19 protein-coding genes are annotated in these 15,371 nt (G+C 60.3%); 13 read left to right on the top strand and 6 right to left on the bottom strand.

What is annotated here, in order from left to right; translation table 11 throughout:
• The first annotated feature begins 50 nt into the window (after positions 1 to 50).
• Positions 51 to 356, top strand: a complete 306-nt coding sequence (locus PMI29_RS12250) for a ribbon-helix-helix domain-containing protein (RefSeq protein ID WP_007982997.1) — start codon at positions 51 to 53, stop codon at positions 354 to 356.
• Between the two features lie 163 nt (positions 357 to 519).
• Positions 520 to 864: a YegP family protein gene (locus PMI29_RS12255; protein WP_007999360.1), complete on the top strand. Its 345-nt coding sequence runs from the start codon at positions 520 to 522 to the stop codon at positions 862 to 864.
• A 126-nt stretch (positions 865 to 990) separates the two neighbouring features.
• Here the strand turns inward: PMI29_RS12255 and PMI29_RS12260 are convergent, their stop codons facing one another.
• The gene (locus tag PMI29_RS12260; RefSeq protein ID WP_007999358.1) at positions 991 to 1,878 is read right to left on the bottom strand and encodes a dihydrodipicolinate synthase family protein; all 888 of its coding nucleotides are present in this window, start codon (positions 1,876 to 1,878) and stop codon (positions 991 to 993) included.
• A 26-nt stretch (positions 1,879 to 1,904) separates the two neighbouring features.
• A complete protein-coding gene (locus PMI29_RS12265) occupies positions 1,905 to 2,687 on the bottom strand; it encodes an aldolase (protein WP_007999357.1) in 783 nt (260 codons plus the stop codon).
• Positions 2,688 to 2,846: 159 nt separating this feature from the next.
• On the opposite strand from PMI29_RS12265, the gene PMI29_RS12270 reads away from it, so the two are divergent.
• Positions 2,847 to 3,389, top strand: a complete 543-nt coding sequence (locus tag PMI29_RS12270; RefSeq protein ID WP_007999354.1) for a helix-turn-helix domain-containing protein — start codon at positions 2,847 to 2,849, stop codon at positions 3,387 to 3,389.
• A 132-nt stretch (positions 3,390 to 3,521) separates the two neighbouring features.
• Here PMI29_RS12270 and PMI29_RS12275 read toward each other — a convergent pair whose 3' ends face one another.
• Positions 3,522 to 4,541 carry a DUF4917 family protein gene (locus PMI29_RS12275; protein WP_007999352.1) on the bottom strand — a complete coding sequence of 340 codons (1,020 nt, stop codon included), beginning with the start codon at positions 4,539 to 4,541 and terminating at the stop codon, positions 3,522 to 3,524.
• Positions 4,542 to 4,673: 132 nt separating this feature from the next.
• Between PMI29_RS12275 and PMI29_RS12280 the strand changes: the two genes are divergently transcribed.
• The 4 genes from PMI29_RS12280 to PMI29_RS12295 all read left to right on the top strand — a co-directional run bounded on the left by PMI29_RS12280 (position 4,674) and on the right by PMI29_RS12295 (position 9,456).
• Positions 4,674 to 5,582: a LysR family transcriptional regulator gene (locus PMI29_RS12280; RefSeq protein ID WP_007999350.1), complete on the top strand. Its 909-nt coding sequence runs from the start codon at positions 4,674 to 4,676 to the stop codon at positions 5,580 to 5,582.
• 239 nt (positions 5,583 to 5,821) lie between these two features.
• Positions 5,822 to 7,015: a CaiB/BaiF CoA transferase family protein gene (locus tag PMI29_RS12285; protein ID WP_007999348.1), complete on the top strand. Its 1,194-nt coding sequence runs from the start codon at positions 5,822 to 5,824 to the stop codon at positions 7,013 to 7,015.
• Positions 7,012 to 7,938 carry a hydroxymethylglutaryl-CoA lyase gene (locus PMI29_RS12290; RefSeq protein ID WP_007999346.1) on the top strand — a complete coding sequence of 309 codons (927 nt, stop codon included), beginning with the start codon at positions 7,012 to 7,014 and terminating at the stop codon, positions 7,936 to 7,938. The genes PMI29_RS12285 and PMI29_RS12290 overlap by 4 nt, the downstream gene beginning before the upstream one ends.
• 186 nt (positions 7,939 to 8,124) lie before the next feature.
• On the top strand, positions 8,125 to 9,456 hold the full coding sequence (locus tag PMI29_RS12295; protein ID WP_007999345.1) for an MFS transporter: 1,332 nt from the start codon (positions 8,125 to 8,127) through the stop codon (positions 9,454 to 9,456).
• A 128-nt stretch (positions 9,457 to 9,584) separates the two neighbouring features.
• On the opposite strand, the gene PMI29_RS12300 is transcribed toward PMI29_RS12295, so the two are convergent.
• Positions 9,585 to 10,073: a DMT family transporter gene (locus PMI29_RS12300; RefSeq protein WP_007999343.1), complete on the bottom strand. Its 489-nt coding sequence runs from the start codon at positions 10,071 to 10,073 to the stop codon at positions 9,585 to 9,587.
• A 77-nt stretch (positions 10,074 to 10,150) separates the two neighbouring features.
• Here PMI29_RS12300 and PMI29_RS12305 point away from each other — a divergent pair, with 77 nt between their 5' ends.
• Complete coding sequence (locus PMI29_RS12305; RefSeq protein WP_007999341.1) at positions 10,151 to 11,077, top strand: LysR family transcriptional regulator; 927 nt, start codon at positions 10,151 to 10,153, stop codon at positions 11,075 to 11,077.
• Between the two features lie 10 nt (positions 11,078 to 11,087).
• On the opposite strand, the gene PMI29_RS31210 is transcribed toward PMI29_RS12305, so the two are convergent.
• Both PMI29_RS31210 and relB read right to left on the bottom strand, forming a co-directional pair.
• Positions 11,088 to 11,372 carry a type II toxin-antitoxin system RelE/ParE family toxin gene (locus PMI29_RS31210; protein ID WP_081501676.1) on the bottom strand — a complete coding sequence of 95 codons (285 nt, stop codon included), beginning with the start codon at positions 11,370 to 11,372 and terminating at the stop codon, positions 11,088 to 11,090.
• Entirely contained in the window at positions 11,362 to 11,601 is a 240-nt protein-coding gene (gene relB / locus PMI29_RS12310; protein WP_007999340.1) for a type II toxin-antitoxin system RelB family antitoxin, read from the bottom strand. Before relB ends, PMI29_RS31210 begins: the two co-directional genes overlap by 11 nt.
• Positions 11,602 to 11,793: 192 nt before the next feature.
• Between relB and fos the strand changes: the two genes are divergently transcribed.
• The 5 genes from fos (at position 11,794) to PMI29_RS12330 (ending at position 15,194) form a co-directional block, all read left to right on the top strand.
• On the top strand, positions 11,794 to 12,210 hold the full coding sequence (gene fos, locus PMI29_RS12315) for a fosfomycin resistance glutathione transferase (RefSeq protein ID WP_007999339.1): 417 nt from the start codon (positions 11,794 to 11,796) through the stop codon (positions 12,208 to 12,210).
• Between the two features lie 65 nt (positions 12,211 to 12,275).
• On the top strand, positions 12,276 to 12,914 hold the full coding sequence (locus PMI29_RS12320; protein ID WP_007999338.1) for a LysE family translocator: 639 nt from the start codon (positions 12,276 to 12,278) through the stop codon (positions 12,912 to 12,914).
• A gap of 79 nt (positions 12,915 to 12,993) precedes the next feature.
• Positions 12,994 to 14,340, top strand: a complete 1,347-nt coding sequence (locus PMI29_RS12325; protein ID WP_007999336.1) for a sensor domain-containing protein — start codon at positions 12,994 to 12,996, stop codon at positions 14,338 to 14,340.
• A gap of 119 nt (positions 14,341 to 14,459) precedes the next feature.
• On the top strand, positions 14,460 to 14,618 hold the full coding sequence (locus PMI29_RS31205; protein ID WP_007982976.1) for a KGG domain-containing protein: 159 nt from the start codon (positions 14,460 to 14,462) through the stop codon (positions 14,616 to 14,618).
• A gap of 72 nt (positions 14,619 to 14,690) precedes the next feature.
• Positions 14,691 to 15,194, top strand: a complete 504-nt coding sequence (locus tag PMI29_RS12330; protein WP_007999334.1) for a DUF4142 domain-containing protein — start codon at positions 14,691 to 14,693, stop codon at positions 15,192 to 15,194.
• Positions 15,195 to 15,371 lie beyond the last annotated feature (177 nt).

Raw genomic sequence — 15,371 nt, 5'->3', positions numbered from 1 at the left:
TTCCTGGGATTGCTGGGTACCAAAATCACGCTGTAACGAGGGACATGTCCATGTGCGAGCTGTACGTCAAAGCCGACCCGATTCTCTACGAATCGCGCTCCCGCTCGCTGCGCATCTGCGGGGTGGTCACTACTCTGCGGCTGGAGAATCAGTTTTGGGACATCCTCAGCGAAATCGCCGAAGTCGACGGCATGACCACCAATCAGTTGATCGCCAAGCTGTATGAAGAGGTGATGGACTATCGCGGCGAGGTGGTCAATTTCGCTTCGTTCTTGCGGGTGAGTTGTACGCGGTATCTGAGCCAGCGGCGGACTCAGGTGCCGGAATTGTCGGTGGTGCGGGCAGTGGTGAAGTAAGGAAGATCGTGTCGACCCCTTCGCGGGCAAGCCCGCTCCCACAGGGATTACGCTGAACCTGTGGGAGCGGGCTTGCCCGCGAAGGGGCCGTTCAGGCGACAGAAATCCCGGCCTGGTCTTTACTGTGAAGCGCGCAACCTCTCAATCGCCAAGGAGAAAGAGCATGTCCGGATGGTATGAAGTGAGCAAAAGCAGCAATGGCCAGTTCAGGTTTGTCCTCAAGGCGGCCAATGCCGAGACCATTCTGACCAGCGAGCTGTACACCACCCACGCAGCCGCCGACAAAGGCATCGCCTCGGTCCAGGCCAACAGCCCGCTGGATGAGCGTTACGAGAAGAAAACCACCAAGGATGGCCATCCGTATTTCAACCTCAAGGCGGGTAATCACGAAATCATCGGTAGCAGCGAGGCTTATTCCTCAGATGCCGCCATGGAGAAAGGCATCGCCAGTGTGAAGGCCAACGGCTCGACCAAGGTGATCAAGGACAAGACGTTGCCGGTGCTTTGATCACTACCTTTAAAGCCAGTACAAATCCCTGCTCGCGATGGCGGTCTGACAGTCAACATCTGTGTTGAATTTAATGGCCTCATCGCGAGCAAGCTCGCTCCCACAGGGGGGGTGTTTAGCCTGAATTCATTGTAAGGCTTTGAGTAGGCCTTGAAGCTGACTAAGCCCTGCCTCACTCAACGGGAACACCGGCAGCCGCGGATCTCCCACCTCCAGCCCCGTCGCCCGCAAGCCCGCCTTGATCGTCGCCGGTAAGCCACCCTTGAGAATGAAATCCAGCAGTGGCAACTGGCGATAGAACAGCTCCCGGGCCTTGCGCAAATCGTTGGCCAGCACTGCTTCGTACAAATCCAGGTTGAGCTGCGCAATCAGGTTCGGCGCTGCGGTGCACCAGCCTTTTGCGCCGGCGGCAAAGGCCTCCAGGGCCAACGGATTGCAGCCGTTGTAGAACGGCACCTGGCCCTCGCCGAGACGTTGCAGCTGATGCATGCGCTGGATATCGCCGGTGCTCTCCTTGACCATGGTCACGTTTTCCACGGCGTTGACGATGCGCAGGATCAGGTCCACCGACATGTCGGTGCCGCTGGTGGCCGGGTTGTTGTAGAGCATGATCGGCACGCCGATGCTGTCGCCGATGGCGCGGTAATGGGTGAGGATTTCCGCTTCACTGAGCTTCCAGTAGGACGCGGGCAGCACCATCACCACATCGGCGCCATGGGCTTCGGCGAAGCGCGCGCGACGCACCGCTTTAGCGGTGGTCAGATCGGACACGCTGACGACGGTCGGCACGCGTTTGGCCACGTGCCTGATGCTGAATTCGCTGACCTGATCCCACTCGGCGTCGCTCAGGTAGGCACCTTCACCGGTGCTGCCCAGCGGCGCGATGGCGTGCACGCCGCCCTCGATCAGGCGGTCGATGGAGCGCCCGAGGGCGTCCAGGTCAACGCCTTCGCCATGGGCGGTGAAAGGGGTGATGGTGTAGCCGATGATGCCGTGAATGTTTGCGGTGGACATGGTGTCTCTCCGTTCTATCAATGGGGTCAGTTCAGGCAATCGGCGTGTTGGCGCAGGCTCTGCCGGGCGTAGTAGTTGAAAGCGGCGGCGTGGCGTTTCGGCCTCGCGATCCAGTCATGGGCTTCGCGGCCCAGCTCGGGAATGATCGGCTTGATGGTTCCGGCGCTCATCGCCAGCAGTTGCAGCTTCGCGGCGCGTTCGATCAACTGTGCGATGACACAGGCTTCCTCGATGCTGCTGCCGGTGGACAATTGGCCATGGTGGGAAAGCAGGATCGCCCGTTTGTCGCCCAGCGCCCCGGCAATCAACTCGCCTTCCTCGTTGCCCACTGGCACACCCGGCCAGCCTTCGAGAAACGCGCAGTCGTCATAGAGCGGGCAGAGGTCCATGTGGGAAATCTGCAGCGGCACCTCCAGCATCGACAAGGCTGCAACGTGGGTCGGATGGGTATGAATGATGCAGTTCACATCCGCTCGGGCGCGGTACACCCAACTGTGAAAACGGTTGGCCGGGTTGGGCATGCCGTGGCCTTCGAGCACCTCCAGGTCTTCGTTGACCAGCAGCAGGTTGCCCGCGGTGATTTCGTCGAAACCCAGGCCCAGTTGCTGTGTGTAGTAAGTGCCGGGTTGCGGACCACGGGCGGTGATCTGCCCGGCAAGGCCGGAATCGTGACCGTGTTCGAACAGAATGCGGCAGGTCAGGGCCAGCTTTTGCCTGGCGGTCCACGTATTATCCGCCAGGGTATTTTGCATTTGGCTCAGTGCGTGCTTGACCAGTTGCTCTTTGGGCAGTGCTAATGTCTTGGCCATATCGGTGTCCTTTGGGTGATTCAATGGACGTCGGGTTTGCGGTTCACCGGTTCCTCGCAAAGTCGTCGGTGAACGCAAATGACACTAAAGAGGCTATATGACACATTGTGTCATTGGCAAGGACTAATCGTTGCCTCCTTGATGGATTAATCGCTCTACATGTCTATCCGTTTGAAATTGCTCAGAAAAAAACTTGGCGTGACGTTGGAAACCTTGGCCGAACAAACCGGCATGACCAAGAGTTACCTGTCAAAAGTCGAGCGCGGGTTGAACACACCGTCGATTGCTGCTGCGCTGAAACTGGCCAAGGCGCTGAACGTGAAAGTCGAGGAGTTGTTCTCTGAAGACAACGTCAGCCTCGACAGCTACAGCCTGGTGCGCAGCCACGAGCGGCAACCTTTGGGTGCCAGTGATAACAATTCGGGTTACGCGGTGCTGGCCCATCAGGTCAGTTCACGCAGCCTGTTGCCGTTCATCATTTACCCGCCAGCCGAATTCACCGACAAAACCTTCAAGGAGCATTTGGGCGAGGAGTTTTTATTCGTCCACGAAGGGCGGGTGGAAGTGGACTTCATGAACGAGCGCGTGCTGCTCGATCGTGGCGATGCGCTGCACTTCAATGCGCAAAAACCGCACCGGATTCGTTCGGTGGGTGAGGTACAGGCGCAGTTGCTGGTGGTGGTGCATAGCAGCGAAGAATGAGTCGACTGCCAAAAGCATCGCGAGCAAGCTCGCTCCCACATTCGACCGCATTTATCTGAAGGAACTCAGTCACCTGTGGGAGCGGCGGTGCGACGATTCGACTTGCTCGCGAAAGCGTCAGATCGGCCAGTACTAAACTTCGACTGGAACCGATAACTTTGAATTCCCCAACGCATGGCTCTTCGAATCAAAAAACCGCAACTCAACCCCCGTCCCCTCAAACACTTTCGTGTAGTGCCGCTTCTGGTGCTGGATGAAGGCCTTGCTGCGCGGGTAGATCGAGATCGCCAGCACCTGCGGCTTTGCCTGGCGCAAGGCGTGGATGATGTGGCTGTCCTGCTCCCCCAACGCATGGCCGAAGATGCACAGCGCCTGGCCGTGACCAAGTAATTGCTCGTAGCAGAACGACAGATAGTCCGAACTGCGAATGGTTTTGAGCTTGTCCGCACTCGGGCCTTCGTTGACGAACAGCGGCACGTCGTCGAGGGTCTTGATCGTGTTGTTGATGGCGAAATTGCCCAGCAGCGTGCCCTCGGTCGACATCAACTTGCGCGCCGTGCCGTCCTGGTTGCGCACCAGGTGCAGACCGCCGTGCAAGTACAGCAAACGGGTTTTGTCGGTGGCCGTGTCGCTCAGGTCGAAAGCGGGTTCGGCACCCTGGAACAGATCGGTGATCGCCTCGGGCTGGTGCTGCACCGCCCAGTAGTTGAGCAAGTCGTAGTTGGTGGTGAACACCGTGCGATAGCTGGCCAGTTCCTGATTGATCGACGTCAGCGTCGAAGGCACCACCAGCCGCCACGGGATATGCACCGCATGCACGGTGTTGATCAGCGCTTCCTTGATCGCGTAGTAGCGATTGCGCGGGGCGGCGGAGCTGACAGCCAGGGCCTTGTTGACCCGGCTGGTGGTTTTCAACGCGCTCAGTACCTGCTCGAAACTGCGGGTCTGCATCGCATCGAACACGCTCAGCTCGGACGGGCTCAGAGGTTTTTCTTCAACGGTGCGGGCGTTTTCGAACAGCGACTCGTAGCCGAAATCGTCCCACACCGCGCGACTGGCACCGTTGCCCACCAGCAAGCCACTGAACGAAGCGTTGTTGCGCAAGACGTTCCAGTCTTCAAGTTGGGCATCGACATCCTGGAAATCGGTCATTGCGGTCTTTGTCTCACGGCAAAAGGTCTATGGGCGGCGACTTTATCACGACCGGGTGCCTGGACCACGGCACGACTCGGGTGAAGAACGTTATGCTGCGACTTCGCCCGAGCCGACTTCGCCGAGTACCCGATGCTGCAAAAAAGCCTGATCCGCCGTCTCGACCTGATCACTTTGCAACTGTTCGTCGCCGTCCATGAGGAGGGCACGCTGACCCGTGCCGCGTCGCGCGAAGCGATTGCCGTCTCGGCGGCGAGCAAGCGCTTGATGGAGCTGGAGGAGGCGCTGGGCATCAGCCTGTTCGTGCGCCAGGCCAAGGGCATGTCCCTGACGCCGGCCGGTGAGACGTTGCTGCACCACGCCCGGCAAATGTTGTTCAACGTCGAGAAAATGGGGCTTGAACTGGGCGAGCACAGCCACGGTGTACGCGGTTATGTGCGGATGCTCGCCAACCTGTCGGCGATCATTCAGTTTTTGCCCGAGGACCTGCGGGATTTTTCCGAGCGTCACCCACAAGTCAAGACCGACCTCGAAGAACGCCCCAGTGCCGGGGTGATTCAGGGCGTGCTCGACGGAGTGGCCGACCTCGGGATCTGTTCCATCGACAGTGACATCAAGGGGCTGCACAGCGTGCTGTATCGTCAGGACAAACTGGTGGTGTTGATGCCGCCGCACCATCCATTGGCGAGCCGGTCGAGCGTAGCTTTCGCTGATACGCTGGACAGCGATTACGTTGGGTTGCATGCCGCCAGTTCGATCAACATGCGTACCCATGCAGCGGCCCGCGAAGCCGGCAAGGTGTTGCGGGTGCGCATTCATGTGCCGGGGTTCGATGCCATGTGCCGCATGGTCCAGGCCAACATGGGGATCGGCATCCTTCCGCAGCGGGCCTATGAATTGTTTGGCCGGGCGTTGGGTTTGCATGCGGTGCCGTTGACGGACGAATGGTCCGATCGGGCGTTGATTCTGGTGGTGCGCGATGAGGCGTTGCTGTCGCCGGTGAGCCGGATGTTGTTTGAGCATTTGCGGGGGGCGGCCTGAAAGTTCTTCGCTGACTGTGCCGGCTTCATCGCGAGCAAGCTCGCTCTCACACAGGATGTGTGAGTGCCGAAGATCCAGTGTGGGAGCGAGCTTGCTCGCGATGGCGGACTACAGCTCACGATAATCTCCCCGAGCGTTCGCATTTCGCGAACGCTCGTTGCCAACTGAAGGTTGGATTCCTCAGGCATCAGTCCTCTAGCCTTGGCATCAATTCCAAGAACAACTAGAGGTACCCCGCGATGACTGCCCCCTTGAGTGCGATCAAAGTGATCGAGATCGGCACGCTGATTGCCGCGCCTTTCGCCGCGCGCATGCTTGCCGAGTTCGGCGCCGAGGTGATCAAGATCGAAGCTATGGGCCAGGGCGATCCCCTGCGCAAATGGCGCAAGCTGCACGAAGGCACCTCGCTGTGGTGGTACCTGCAATCGCGCAACAAGAAATCCCTGGCGCTGAACCTCAAATCCGCCGAAGGCATCGAACTGGTCAAGCAACTGGCGAGCAGCGCCGATGTACTGATCGAAAACCTGCGCCCCGGCGCCCTGGAGAAACTCGGCCTTGGCTGGGATGTGTTGCACGCCCTCAATCCCAACCTGACGCTGGTGCGGATTTCCGGATACGGCCAGACCGGCCCGTACCGCGACCGTCCGGGCTTCGGTGCCATAGGCGAAGCCATGGGCGGGATTCGCTACACCACCGGCACGCCCGGTTCGCCGCCGGCGCGGGTTGGCGTGAGCCTTGGCGATTCCCTGGCTTCGCTGCATGCGGTGATCGGTGCGCTGATGTCGCTGCTAAGGGTCAAGACCGGGCAGGGCGGCGGGCAGATCGTCGATGTGTCCCTGGCCGAAAGCGTGTTCAACGTTATGGAAAGCCTGGTGCCGGAATACGACATGCTTGGCCATGTGCGTGAACGCAGCGGTGGCGCCTTGCCGGGGATCGCGCCGTCCAACACGTATCTGACCGCCGACGGCGCCTACGTGGTGATTGCCGGCAACAGCGATCCGATCTACAAGCGTCTGATGCACACCATCGGCCGCCCCGATCTGGCCGAGGCGCCGGAGTTCGCCCACAACGACGGGCGTGCTGCCAAAAGCAATCAGCTTGACGCCGCTATCACCCACTGGACCAGCAGCCTGCCCATCGACGAGGTTCTGGCCGCGCTGGAGGCTGCTGAAGTCCCGGCCGGGCGTATCTACTCGGTGGCCGACATCGTCGCCGATCCGCATTATCAGGCGCGGGACATGCTGCTCAATGCCGAGCTGCCCGGTGGCGCCACGGTGAAGATGCCGGGCATCGTGCCGAAACTCTCCGAAACCCCCGGCGGCGTGAACTGGTCCGGTCCCGGGCTGGGCCAGCACACCGACGGTATCCTCGCGCAATTGGGCCTTACCGCGATGGACATCGAACGCCTGAAAGTCGAAGGAGTGGTGCAATGATCACCGATTATTCCGATAGCCTGATCGTCCAGGAAGTATCCCCGCGCGACGGTTTGCAAATCGAGCCGACCTGGGTTGAAACCGTCGACAAAATCGCGCTGATTGATCAACTGTCGCTGGCCGGGTTCAGCCGTATCGAAGCCGGATCGTTCGTGTCGCCCAAGGCCATTGCGGCGCTGCGCGATGGCGAGCTGGTGTTCAAGGGCATCAACCGGCAGCCGGGGGTGATCTACGTCGCGCTGATTCCCAACCTGAAGGGCGCGCAGCGGGCGCTGGCGTGCAGCGCCGATGAGCTGAACCTGGTGATGTCCGCCAGCCAGACCCACAACCTGGCGAACATGCGCATGCGCTGTGAAGATTCATTGGTCGCGTTCGGCGAGATTGTGCACTTCGTTGGCGACAGCCCCGTGCGACTCAACGCCAGCATCGCCACCACCTTCGGTTGCCCGTTCGAAGGCAAGATCGATGAGGACCGCGTAGTGCAAATCGTCGAGGCCTATCAGGAGCTCGGCATCCAGGGCATTACCCTGGCCGACACCACGGGCATGGCCAATCCTCGGCAAGTGGATCGGCTGGTGCGACGGGTCTTGCAGCGGGTTTCGCCCAATGATCTGACCCTGCATTTCCACAACACCCGCGGCCTTGGCCTGTGCAATGTGCTGGCCGCTTACGAGGCCGGGGCGCGCCGCTTCGACGCGGCCCTCGGCGGCCTCGGCGGCTGTCCGTTTGCACCGGGAGCGTCTGGCAACATCTGTACAGAGGACCTGGTGAACCTGTGCGATGAAGTCGGCATTCACACCGGTATCGATTTGCCGCTGCTGCTGAAACTGTCCCGAGGACTGCCGGCGCTGCTCGGTCACGAAGTGCCGGGGCAACTGGCCAAGGCCGGGCGCAACTGTGACCTGCACCCCGTACCTTCCTGACACAACTCAAAAGCCTGTGGGAGCGAGCTTGCTCGCGATTGCGGCGGGTCAGTCGACATCGATGCTGGATGTGACTCAGTCATCGCGAGCAAGCTCGCTCCCACAGTAAAAGCACTTTCGCTGAGCTACTCAACCAGACAACAAAAACAATCGGACACCCTCGGGAAGTCCGCCTGGAGAACCGCAATGACCCTCAATGCACTGGAGGCCGGCGTGAGCCCGGCCGTTAGCCACGACACCGAAAAAGCCCTGGTCAGCAAAGTCGCCTGGCGTCTGATGCCGCTGATCATGGTCTGCTACCTGTTCGCCTTTTTCGACCGCATCAACATCAGCTTCGCCAAGTTTCAGCTGCAGGCCGACCTGAGCCTGAGCGACACCGCTTATGGCCTCGGCGCCGGGTTGTTCGTGGTCGGTTATGTGATTTTCGAAGTGCCCAGCAACATGATGCTGTACAAGGTCGGCGCCCGGCGCTGGATTGCCCGGATCATGATGTCCTGGGGCCTGGCCACGGCGGCCATGGTGTTCGTCAACAGCGAATGGCAGTTCTACGTGCTGCGCTTTGTGATCGGTGCGATGGAGGCGGGTTTTGCCCCGGGCGTGCTGTACTACCTGACCCTGTGGTTCCCGCAGCACTATCGCGGGCGCATCACTTCGATGCTGTTCCTGGCGTCGGCGTTCGCCGGTCTGGTGGGCGCGCCGTTCTCCGGCCTGGTGCTGCAGCACCTCGACGGCGTGCTGCAAATGCGTGGCTGGCACTGGCTGTTCCTGCTCGGTGGCGTGCCGTGTATCGGCCTCGGTTTGCTGGTGCTGACCCTGCTCAAGGATCGCATCGAAGATGCCCATTGGCTGACGCCTTCGGAGAAGACACTGCTGGCCAGCCGCATCGCTCAGCATGAGCCGCACAAGAGCGGTGGTTCGCTGCTCGCCGCACTTAAGATTCCGGGTTTCCTGACCTTGGGGCTGATCTATTTCCTGATTCAGGTGGCGTCCTATGGCTTGAATTTCTGGGCACCGCAACTGATCCGCAGCGCCGGCACGGAAAGCCCGGTGATGATCGGCTTGCTGACGGCCATCCCATACATCTGCGGCGCCATAAGCATGGTGGTGATCGGACGCCTGTCCGATGCTTCTGGCGAGCGGCGCAAGTTTGTCGCCGGTCTGGTGGCGGTCGGTGCGGTCGGGTTCTTCTGTGCGGGGATCTTCGCCAACCACACGACCTTCCTGATTGTTGCGTTGGGCCTGCTCGGTGCCGGGATCATCGCCTCCATCCCGAGCTTCTGGACCCTGCCGCCGAAACTGCTGGCCGGTGCCGGCGCGGGTGCGGCGGGCGGGATTGCGGTGATCAACACCCTGGGCCAGTTCGGCGGCATCGTCAGCCCGGTGATGGTCGGCCGGATCAAGGACCTGACCGGCAGCACCACGCCGGCGCTGTATGTCATTGGCGTCTGTGCGCTGATCGCGGTGGCGCTGTTGCTGTGGGGGTTGCCGCAGAAGTTGCGGACCCTCGACAAGGCCTGAAATCTACATTGCCAGACAGACCGCTTTCGCGAGCAAGCCCGCTCCCACAAGGACTGCGTACCTCCTGTGGGAGCGAGCTTGCTCGCGATGACTGACTGAAAAGCACCATCGTACCGTCGGTTGTCCCCTCAACCCACCGTCGCCAACCCCTTGGCCGGTGCATCAAAAAATTGAATCAACACCACCCCGGCCATCAACAGCGCCACCCCAAACACCTTGGGCAGGGTGAGCTGCCGCTCCACCAACCCAAACCAGCCGAAGTGATCCAGCAACAACGACGCCACCACTTGCCCCGCCAGCGCCAACGCCATGAACCCCGCGGCACCGAGCTTGGGCAGCAGCACCAATGCCAAGGAAATAAAGCACACCCCAAAAGCGCCACCGGCCCACATCCAAAGCGGCGCCTTGCTGATGAATGCCAGTGACGGCAACGGCAATCGCAGCGCAACGATGATCGGCAACAACACCACAACGCTCACCAGTAACGAGGCGAGTGTCGCCCACAACGGATGGCCCAACCCGCGTCCGAGGTTGACGTTGATGGCGCTCTGAAACGGCACCACCGCCCCGGCAATCATCGCCAGCACCACCAGGGCGGCCCAATGCAACGTACTCATGATCGATCTCCAACAGGTTTTGCTGGACTCTAGGGTATTCGTCGCGCAGATTTAAATTCCGTTTTGTTATCCAGAACATGCAGCAGATGAATGATCTACGACGCATCGACCTCAACTTGCTGGTGATCCTCGACGCCTTGCTCAGCGAGCAACACGTGACCCGGGCGGCCGAGCGTCTGCACTTGAGTCAGCCTGCGGTCAGTCATGCGCTGGCGCGATTGCGTGACCTGCTCGGCGATCCGCTGCTGGTGCGCGCCGGAGCCGGCCTTGTACCGACTCCGCGAGCGCTGGAACTCGTAGCTCCGCTGGCCGAAGCCCTGGCCCAGGTGCAAGCGCTGCTGGTGCCCAATGCCTTCGATCCCGCGACCACTCAGCGTACCTTCCGTCTGGCGATGTCCGACTATGGTGCCGCCATTGTCCTGCCGGAACTGATCCGGACGTTGCGCCGCGAAGCGCCGGGCATCGACTTGCAAATCAGCCATGGCAGCCGCGAAAGCATGCTCGACGGCGTGCTCAACGGTGATATTGACATCGCCATTGGTGTGTTCCCTGAAATGCCTAACGAATTGCGCAGCACCCCGCTGTTCGAAGAGCACTATGCCTGCCTGGTGGATCGCAATAGCCTGCCCGCCGACGGTGTTCTCGACCTGCCCACCTACCTGGCTCGACCCCATGTGCTGCTGGAAATGCGCGGCAGCGGCACCCCGGAAATCGAGCGCGCGTTGACTGCAATGCGTGAACGCCGCCGCGTTGCAATCAGCCTGCCGCACTGGCGCGTGGCCCCGGAATGCATCAGCGGCACCGACCTGATCCTCACCGTCGCCTCGCGTGGCTTGCGCGATATCGATGAGCAGTCGCTGATTGTCGTCCCGCCGCCCTTTCAGATCCCGTCGTTTACCTTTGTACTGGTCTGGCACAAGCGGCGGGGCGGGGATCAGGCGTTGAACTGGCTGAATGAGCGGATTGGTGCAGGGGTAGACAGGTTTTATTTTCGGGGGGGATGATTCGCTGTAATCACCAATGGATGGGGGGAAGGCGTCGAGTGTGGAAGACCCTAAGCACTTGCAGACGACCTTGGCGAACTCGATACGGAATCAGATAGGGGCGGTCGGGCAAAATCCATTCACGAGTACCGGGTAATCGACCTTCCCGGCCTGTCGCCGGAAAGCGTGCAAGGTGATCGACACTGGCGAGAATGGCTTGTACGAAATCTGCTGCTGCCTTTGGATTCTCTATCGCAATGTAAGCGGCTTCTTCATCAAGGTTCTTGAGTGCAGTACGCAGCCACTCAACGTGCATTGCTTACCCACTTATCAGCAATCGCACTTACCTCGTCTGACGAGGCGAAGTCACCGGCATCGGCTTCTTTCAGCGCTTTCTGAATTTCTTCGATTTGCCATGCTTCCCTCGCGAGATACTCGCGCAAGGCATCGACTGCGAGGAACGACTTGCTTCGGCCAGTGGCCTTGGAAAGATTGGCGAGGGTATCGGCGATTTCGTCTGGCAGGCGCAAGGACATGGTGGACATGGCGGTCTCGATGTAGTGGTTTGTAATACAACATACTACAGTGTCATGCAGGGGAGAGGCCGCCCCGTTCGTCTGTCGTAACAAATGGTCTTGCGGTGGTGCTGAATCCTTCCATCTGCCGTGTGCAGATCGTTACCAGCCCCCTAGGTAAAACCTGCGTCGCACCTTAAAACCTCAAAGGTCTTTAACCCCATGCTCACAGGCCTCAACCACCTGACCTTCGCCGTCACCGACCTGAACCGCAGCGTGGCGTTCTATCAGAACCTCCTGCAACTGCAGCTCGAAGCCACTTGGGATACCGGCGCCTACCTGTCGCTGCCGGGGTTGTGGTTGTGCCTCTCCCTCGACCCGCTACGCCATCCCGAGCCCGCCGCCGATTACACCCATTACGCTTTCAGCCTCGATGCAGCGGATTTTCCGCGTTTCGTCGAGCGCCTGCGATCCGCCCGGGTGCAGGAGTGGCGCGACAACCGTAGCGAGGGCGCATCGTTCTACTTCCTCGACCCGGATGGCCACAAGCTGGAAGCCCACGTGGGTGATCTGGCATCGCGCCTGATGGCCTGCCGGCAGCGGCCGTATGCGGGGATGAAGTTCTTCGAAGATCTGTAAGTCGATGTTGCGGGACCTGATATAGACTGGCGACCATTCACCCAGCAGTACAAAAAGGACTCCCCATGACCCCATCGTTGCTAATGGCCGTGCTTGCCTCGGGTTTTATCTACGGCATCACTCCGGGGCCGGGTGTGCTGGCGGTGTTTGGCATTGGCGCAGCCCATGGGCGACGGGCCGGGGCGGGGTTTCTGTGCGGGCATTTGCTCGGCGATGTGGTCTGGTGCAGCACGGCGCTGATCGCGATTGTCGGTGCGCGGGAGATCGGCAGTACCGCGTTCGACGTGCTCGGTGTACTCAGTGGCCTGTACCTGTTCTGGCTCGGCTGGCGTGCGGTGCGCGCCCGGCGCAGCAGCGGCGATGCGCCACAGGGGCCGGCGCGGCAGCCGTTCTGGCACGGCATTCTGTTTGGCCTGACCAATCCGAAGGCCTATCCAGTGGCGGTGGCGACGTTCACGGCGCTGTTGTCGAGCCGTGCGGAACTGCTCAACTGGTCAATGCTGCCGGCGCTGATCGCCCTGAGTTTCGTCGGCGGGTTGCTCGCCTACGCTATTCTCATCGGCGTTGTCGGTGCGCGGCGGGTGCGCAGCTTGTACCAGCGTCATGAACTGGCAATCACCCGGTTGTGCGGGGTGATGTTCATCGGTTTCGCCATCAATGCGCTAGTGCATGCATTGCCGGGGCTGATGCCGAACAAGGCTTGAATGTGATCATAAGGATGCAAGGCTGACAGGGCAGGGATGATTGATAAGCGCTGCATTATCGGGACACCCACGCTGAACCATGGAAAACCGAAATTCCGCGCCACTGGCGAGCTATATCGATCTGTTGCTGGACGCCGTCTGTGCGGTGGATAAACAGGGCCGCTTCGTCTTTGTCAGTGCGGCGTGCGAGCGCATTTTCGGCTACAGCGCCGATGAGATGATCGGCCAGCCGATGATCGACATGGTGCACCCGGGCGATCGCCAGCGCACCCTCGACGCCGCCCGGGAAATCATGGGCGGCGAGCCCAAGCTCAACTTCGAAAACCGCTACCTGCGCAAGGATGGTAGCGTGGTGCACATCCTCTGGTCTGCACGCTGGTCCGAGGACGATCAGTTGCGCATCGCGGTGGCCCGTGACATCACCGAACGCAAACAGGCCGAATCCCGGCAGGCGGCGTTGTATGCGATTTCCGAGGCGGCCCATGCGGCAGAGGATCTGCTGGCATTGTTCAAACGCATCCACATGATCATCGGCGAATGGCTACCGGCACTGAATTTTTCCGTGGCGCTGTACGACGAACACTGCGCGCAGTTGAATTTCCCTTATCACGTCGATGACCACGAGCCACGGCCCGAACAACCCGGAACCATGACCGGGCGCCTGTGCACCGAGGTGATCCGCACTGGGCAGCCGATCCTGTTGACCCCGGACCAGTGCACACCTCCTGCCGGCTTCGACGTGCTGGTGACTGGGCAGAACGCACCGTGTTGGCTGGGTGTACCGCTGAACTCGCAAAACGGCACCATCGGCGCGTTGATCGTCAAAAGCATTCCGGGCGGCGAGCGCTACACCGAGCAAGACAAGGAACTGCTGCAGTATGTCTGTGCCCAGGTCGCGACCGCCATCGAGCGCAAGCAACTGCATGCCCGCCTGCAATACATGGCCCAGTACGACCAACTGACCCAGTTACCTAACCGTGAACTGCTGCGCGACCGGCTCAAGGCATCACTGCAAGTGGCCCGGGAGGACGGTGGGCGCATGGCGCTGTTGTACGTCGACCTCGACCGCTTCAAGCAAATCAACGACACCCATGGCCACGCGGTCGGCGACATGCTGCTGCAAGCAGTGGCCAACCGGCTCAAGGGCTGCGTGCGGGAAACCGACACCGTGGCACGCATCGGCGGCGATGAGTTCGTGGTGTTGCTGCACAGCATTCGCGCTGCGGACGATACCGACATCGTGGTCGAGAAAATCCGTCAGGTCCTGGTCCAGCCCCTGCGTTTGGACGGGCACAGCCTGAACATCCAGCCGAGTATCGGCGTCGCCCGATACCCCGATCACGGCACTGAAGAGAAGCAGTTGTTCAGGCATGCCGACGAGGCGATGTATTGCGCCAAACGCGAGCATCACTTGCATCGCGTTTGAATGTAACGAGTACCGTTCGTCGAGGTACCCACGCAATTTTCTAAACCTTTTGGGACGCGCAACTTCAGATTCTATGGGGGCTACAGCTCGCCGCGACTATCACCAAGAGGAAGAGAATCATGCCTAATTCAAGAAACTCGAACTCGGGAAACTTCGCCAACGATCGAACGAAGGCTTCTGAAGCCGGTCGCAAGGGTGGGAAAACCACCACCACGACCGTCGATAAAGACCCGGCGAAACCCGACATGGGCCGCAAGGGCGGTCAGAAATCCCGCTAAAGGATGCCGGTGGTTTTGATTGAGAAGCGGGGGCGAAAGCTCCCGTTTGAACTTTTCAAGGAGGGCGCGACCATGAACCGGATGGCCACCCGAATACGCAATGCCAGTTTTGCCACGCTACTTGGGCTGTTTGCCAGCAGTGCCTTTGCCCAGTCGCTCGCCGAATACATCGACGAGGCCTCGGCCAAAGGCATGGCGGATATCGAAGCCAGCCGACTGGCGCACCAGAAGTCCGAATCCAGAGAGGTCAAGGATTACACCATCGTCGTCATCAACGACCGCACCACCGCGAACCAGCACCTGGCGAAAATCGCCAGGCAACTGGATTTGCCGGTGGCCCCACGCGAAGAGGTTGTCGAAAAGGCCAAGGCCCTGATGCCACAAGCCATGGATGGGGCGACCTTCGACGAGGCCTATGCAGCCAGTCAGGTGAAGACCACGCAGGAAGCCATCGATCAGCTGCAGCAGCAAGCACAGACCACCGACGTACCGCAGATCAAGGCGTTCGCCGAAGAAACCCTGCCTAAATTGCAAAATCATCTGCAAATGGCCAAAGCGTTGCAGGCTAAAAGTTGAACACAAGGATTGAACACAAACGGCGCGGGACTTGGGTCACGCGCCGTTTTTCTTTTCAGCAATGATCCAGCAGCCTGTAATAAAAAAACGGCTAATCACGCCTGATGCCAGTCAGTTAAGCAATTTCAGCCGCGACACCTTTGTAGCAGCTGCCGAGCCCGCGAGGCTGCGTTCGGC

It is taken from the genome of Pseudomonas sp. GM49 (assembly GCF_000282355.1).
Taxonomy (GTDB): domain Bacteria; phylum Pseudomonadota; class Gammaproteobacteria; order Pseudomonadales; family Pseudomonadaceae; genus Aquipseudomonas.
Note: the sequence above shows the minus strand (reverse complement) of the source record. Positions and strands in the feature narration are given on the sequence as shown.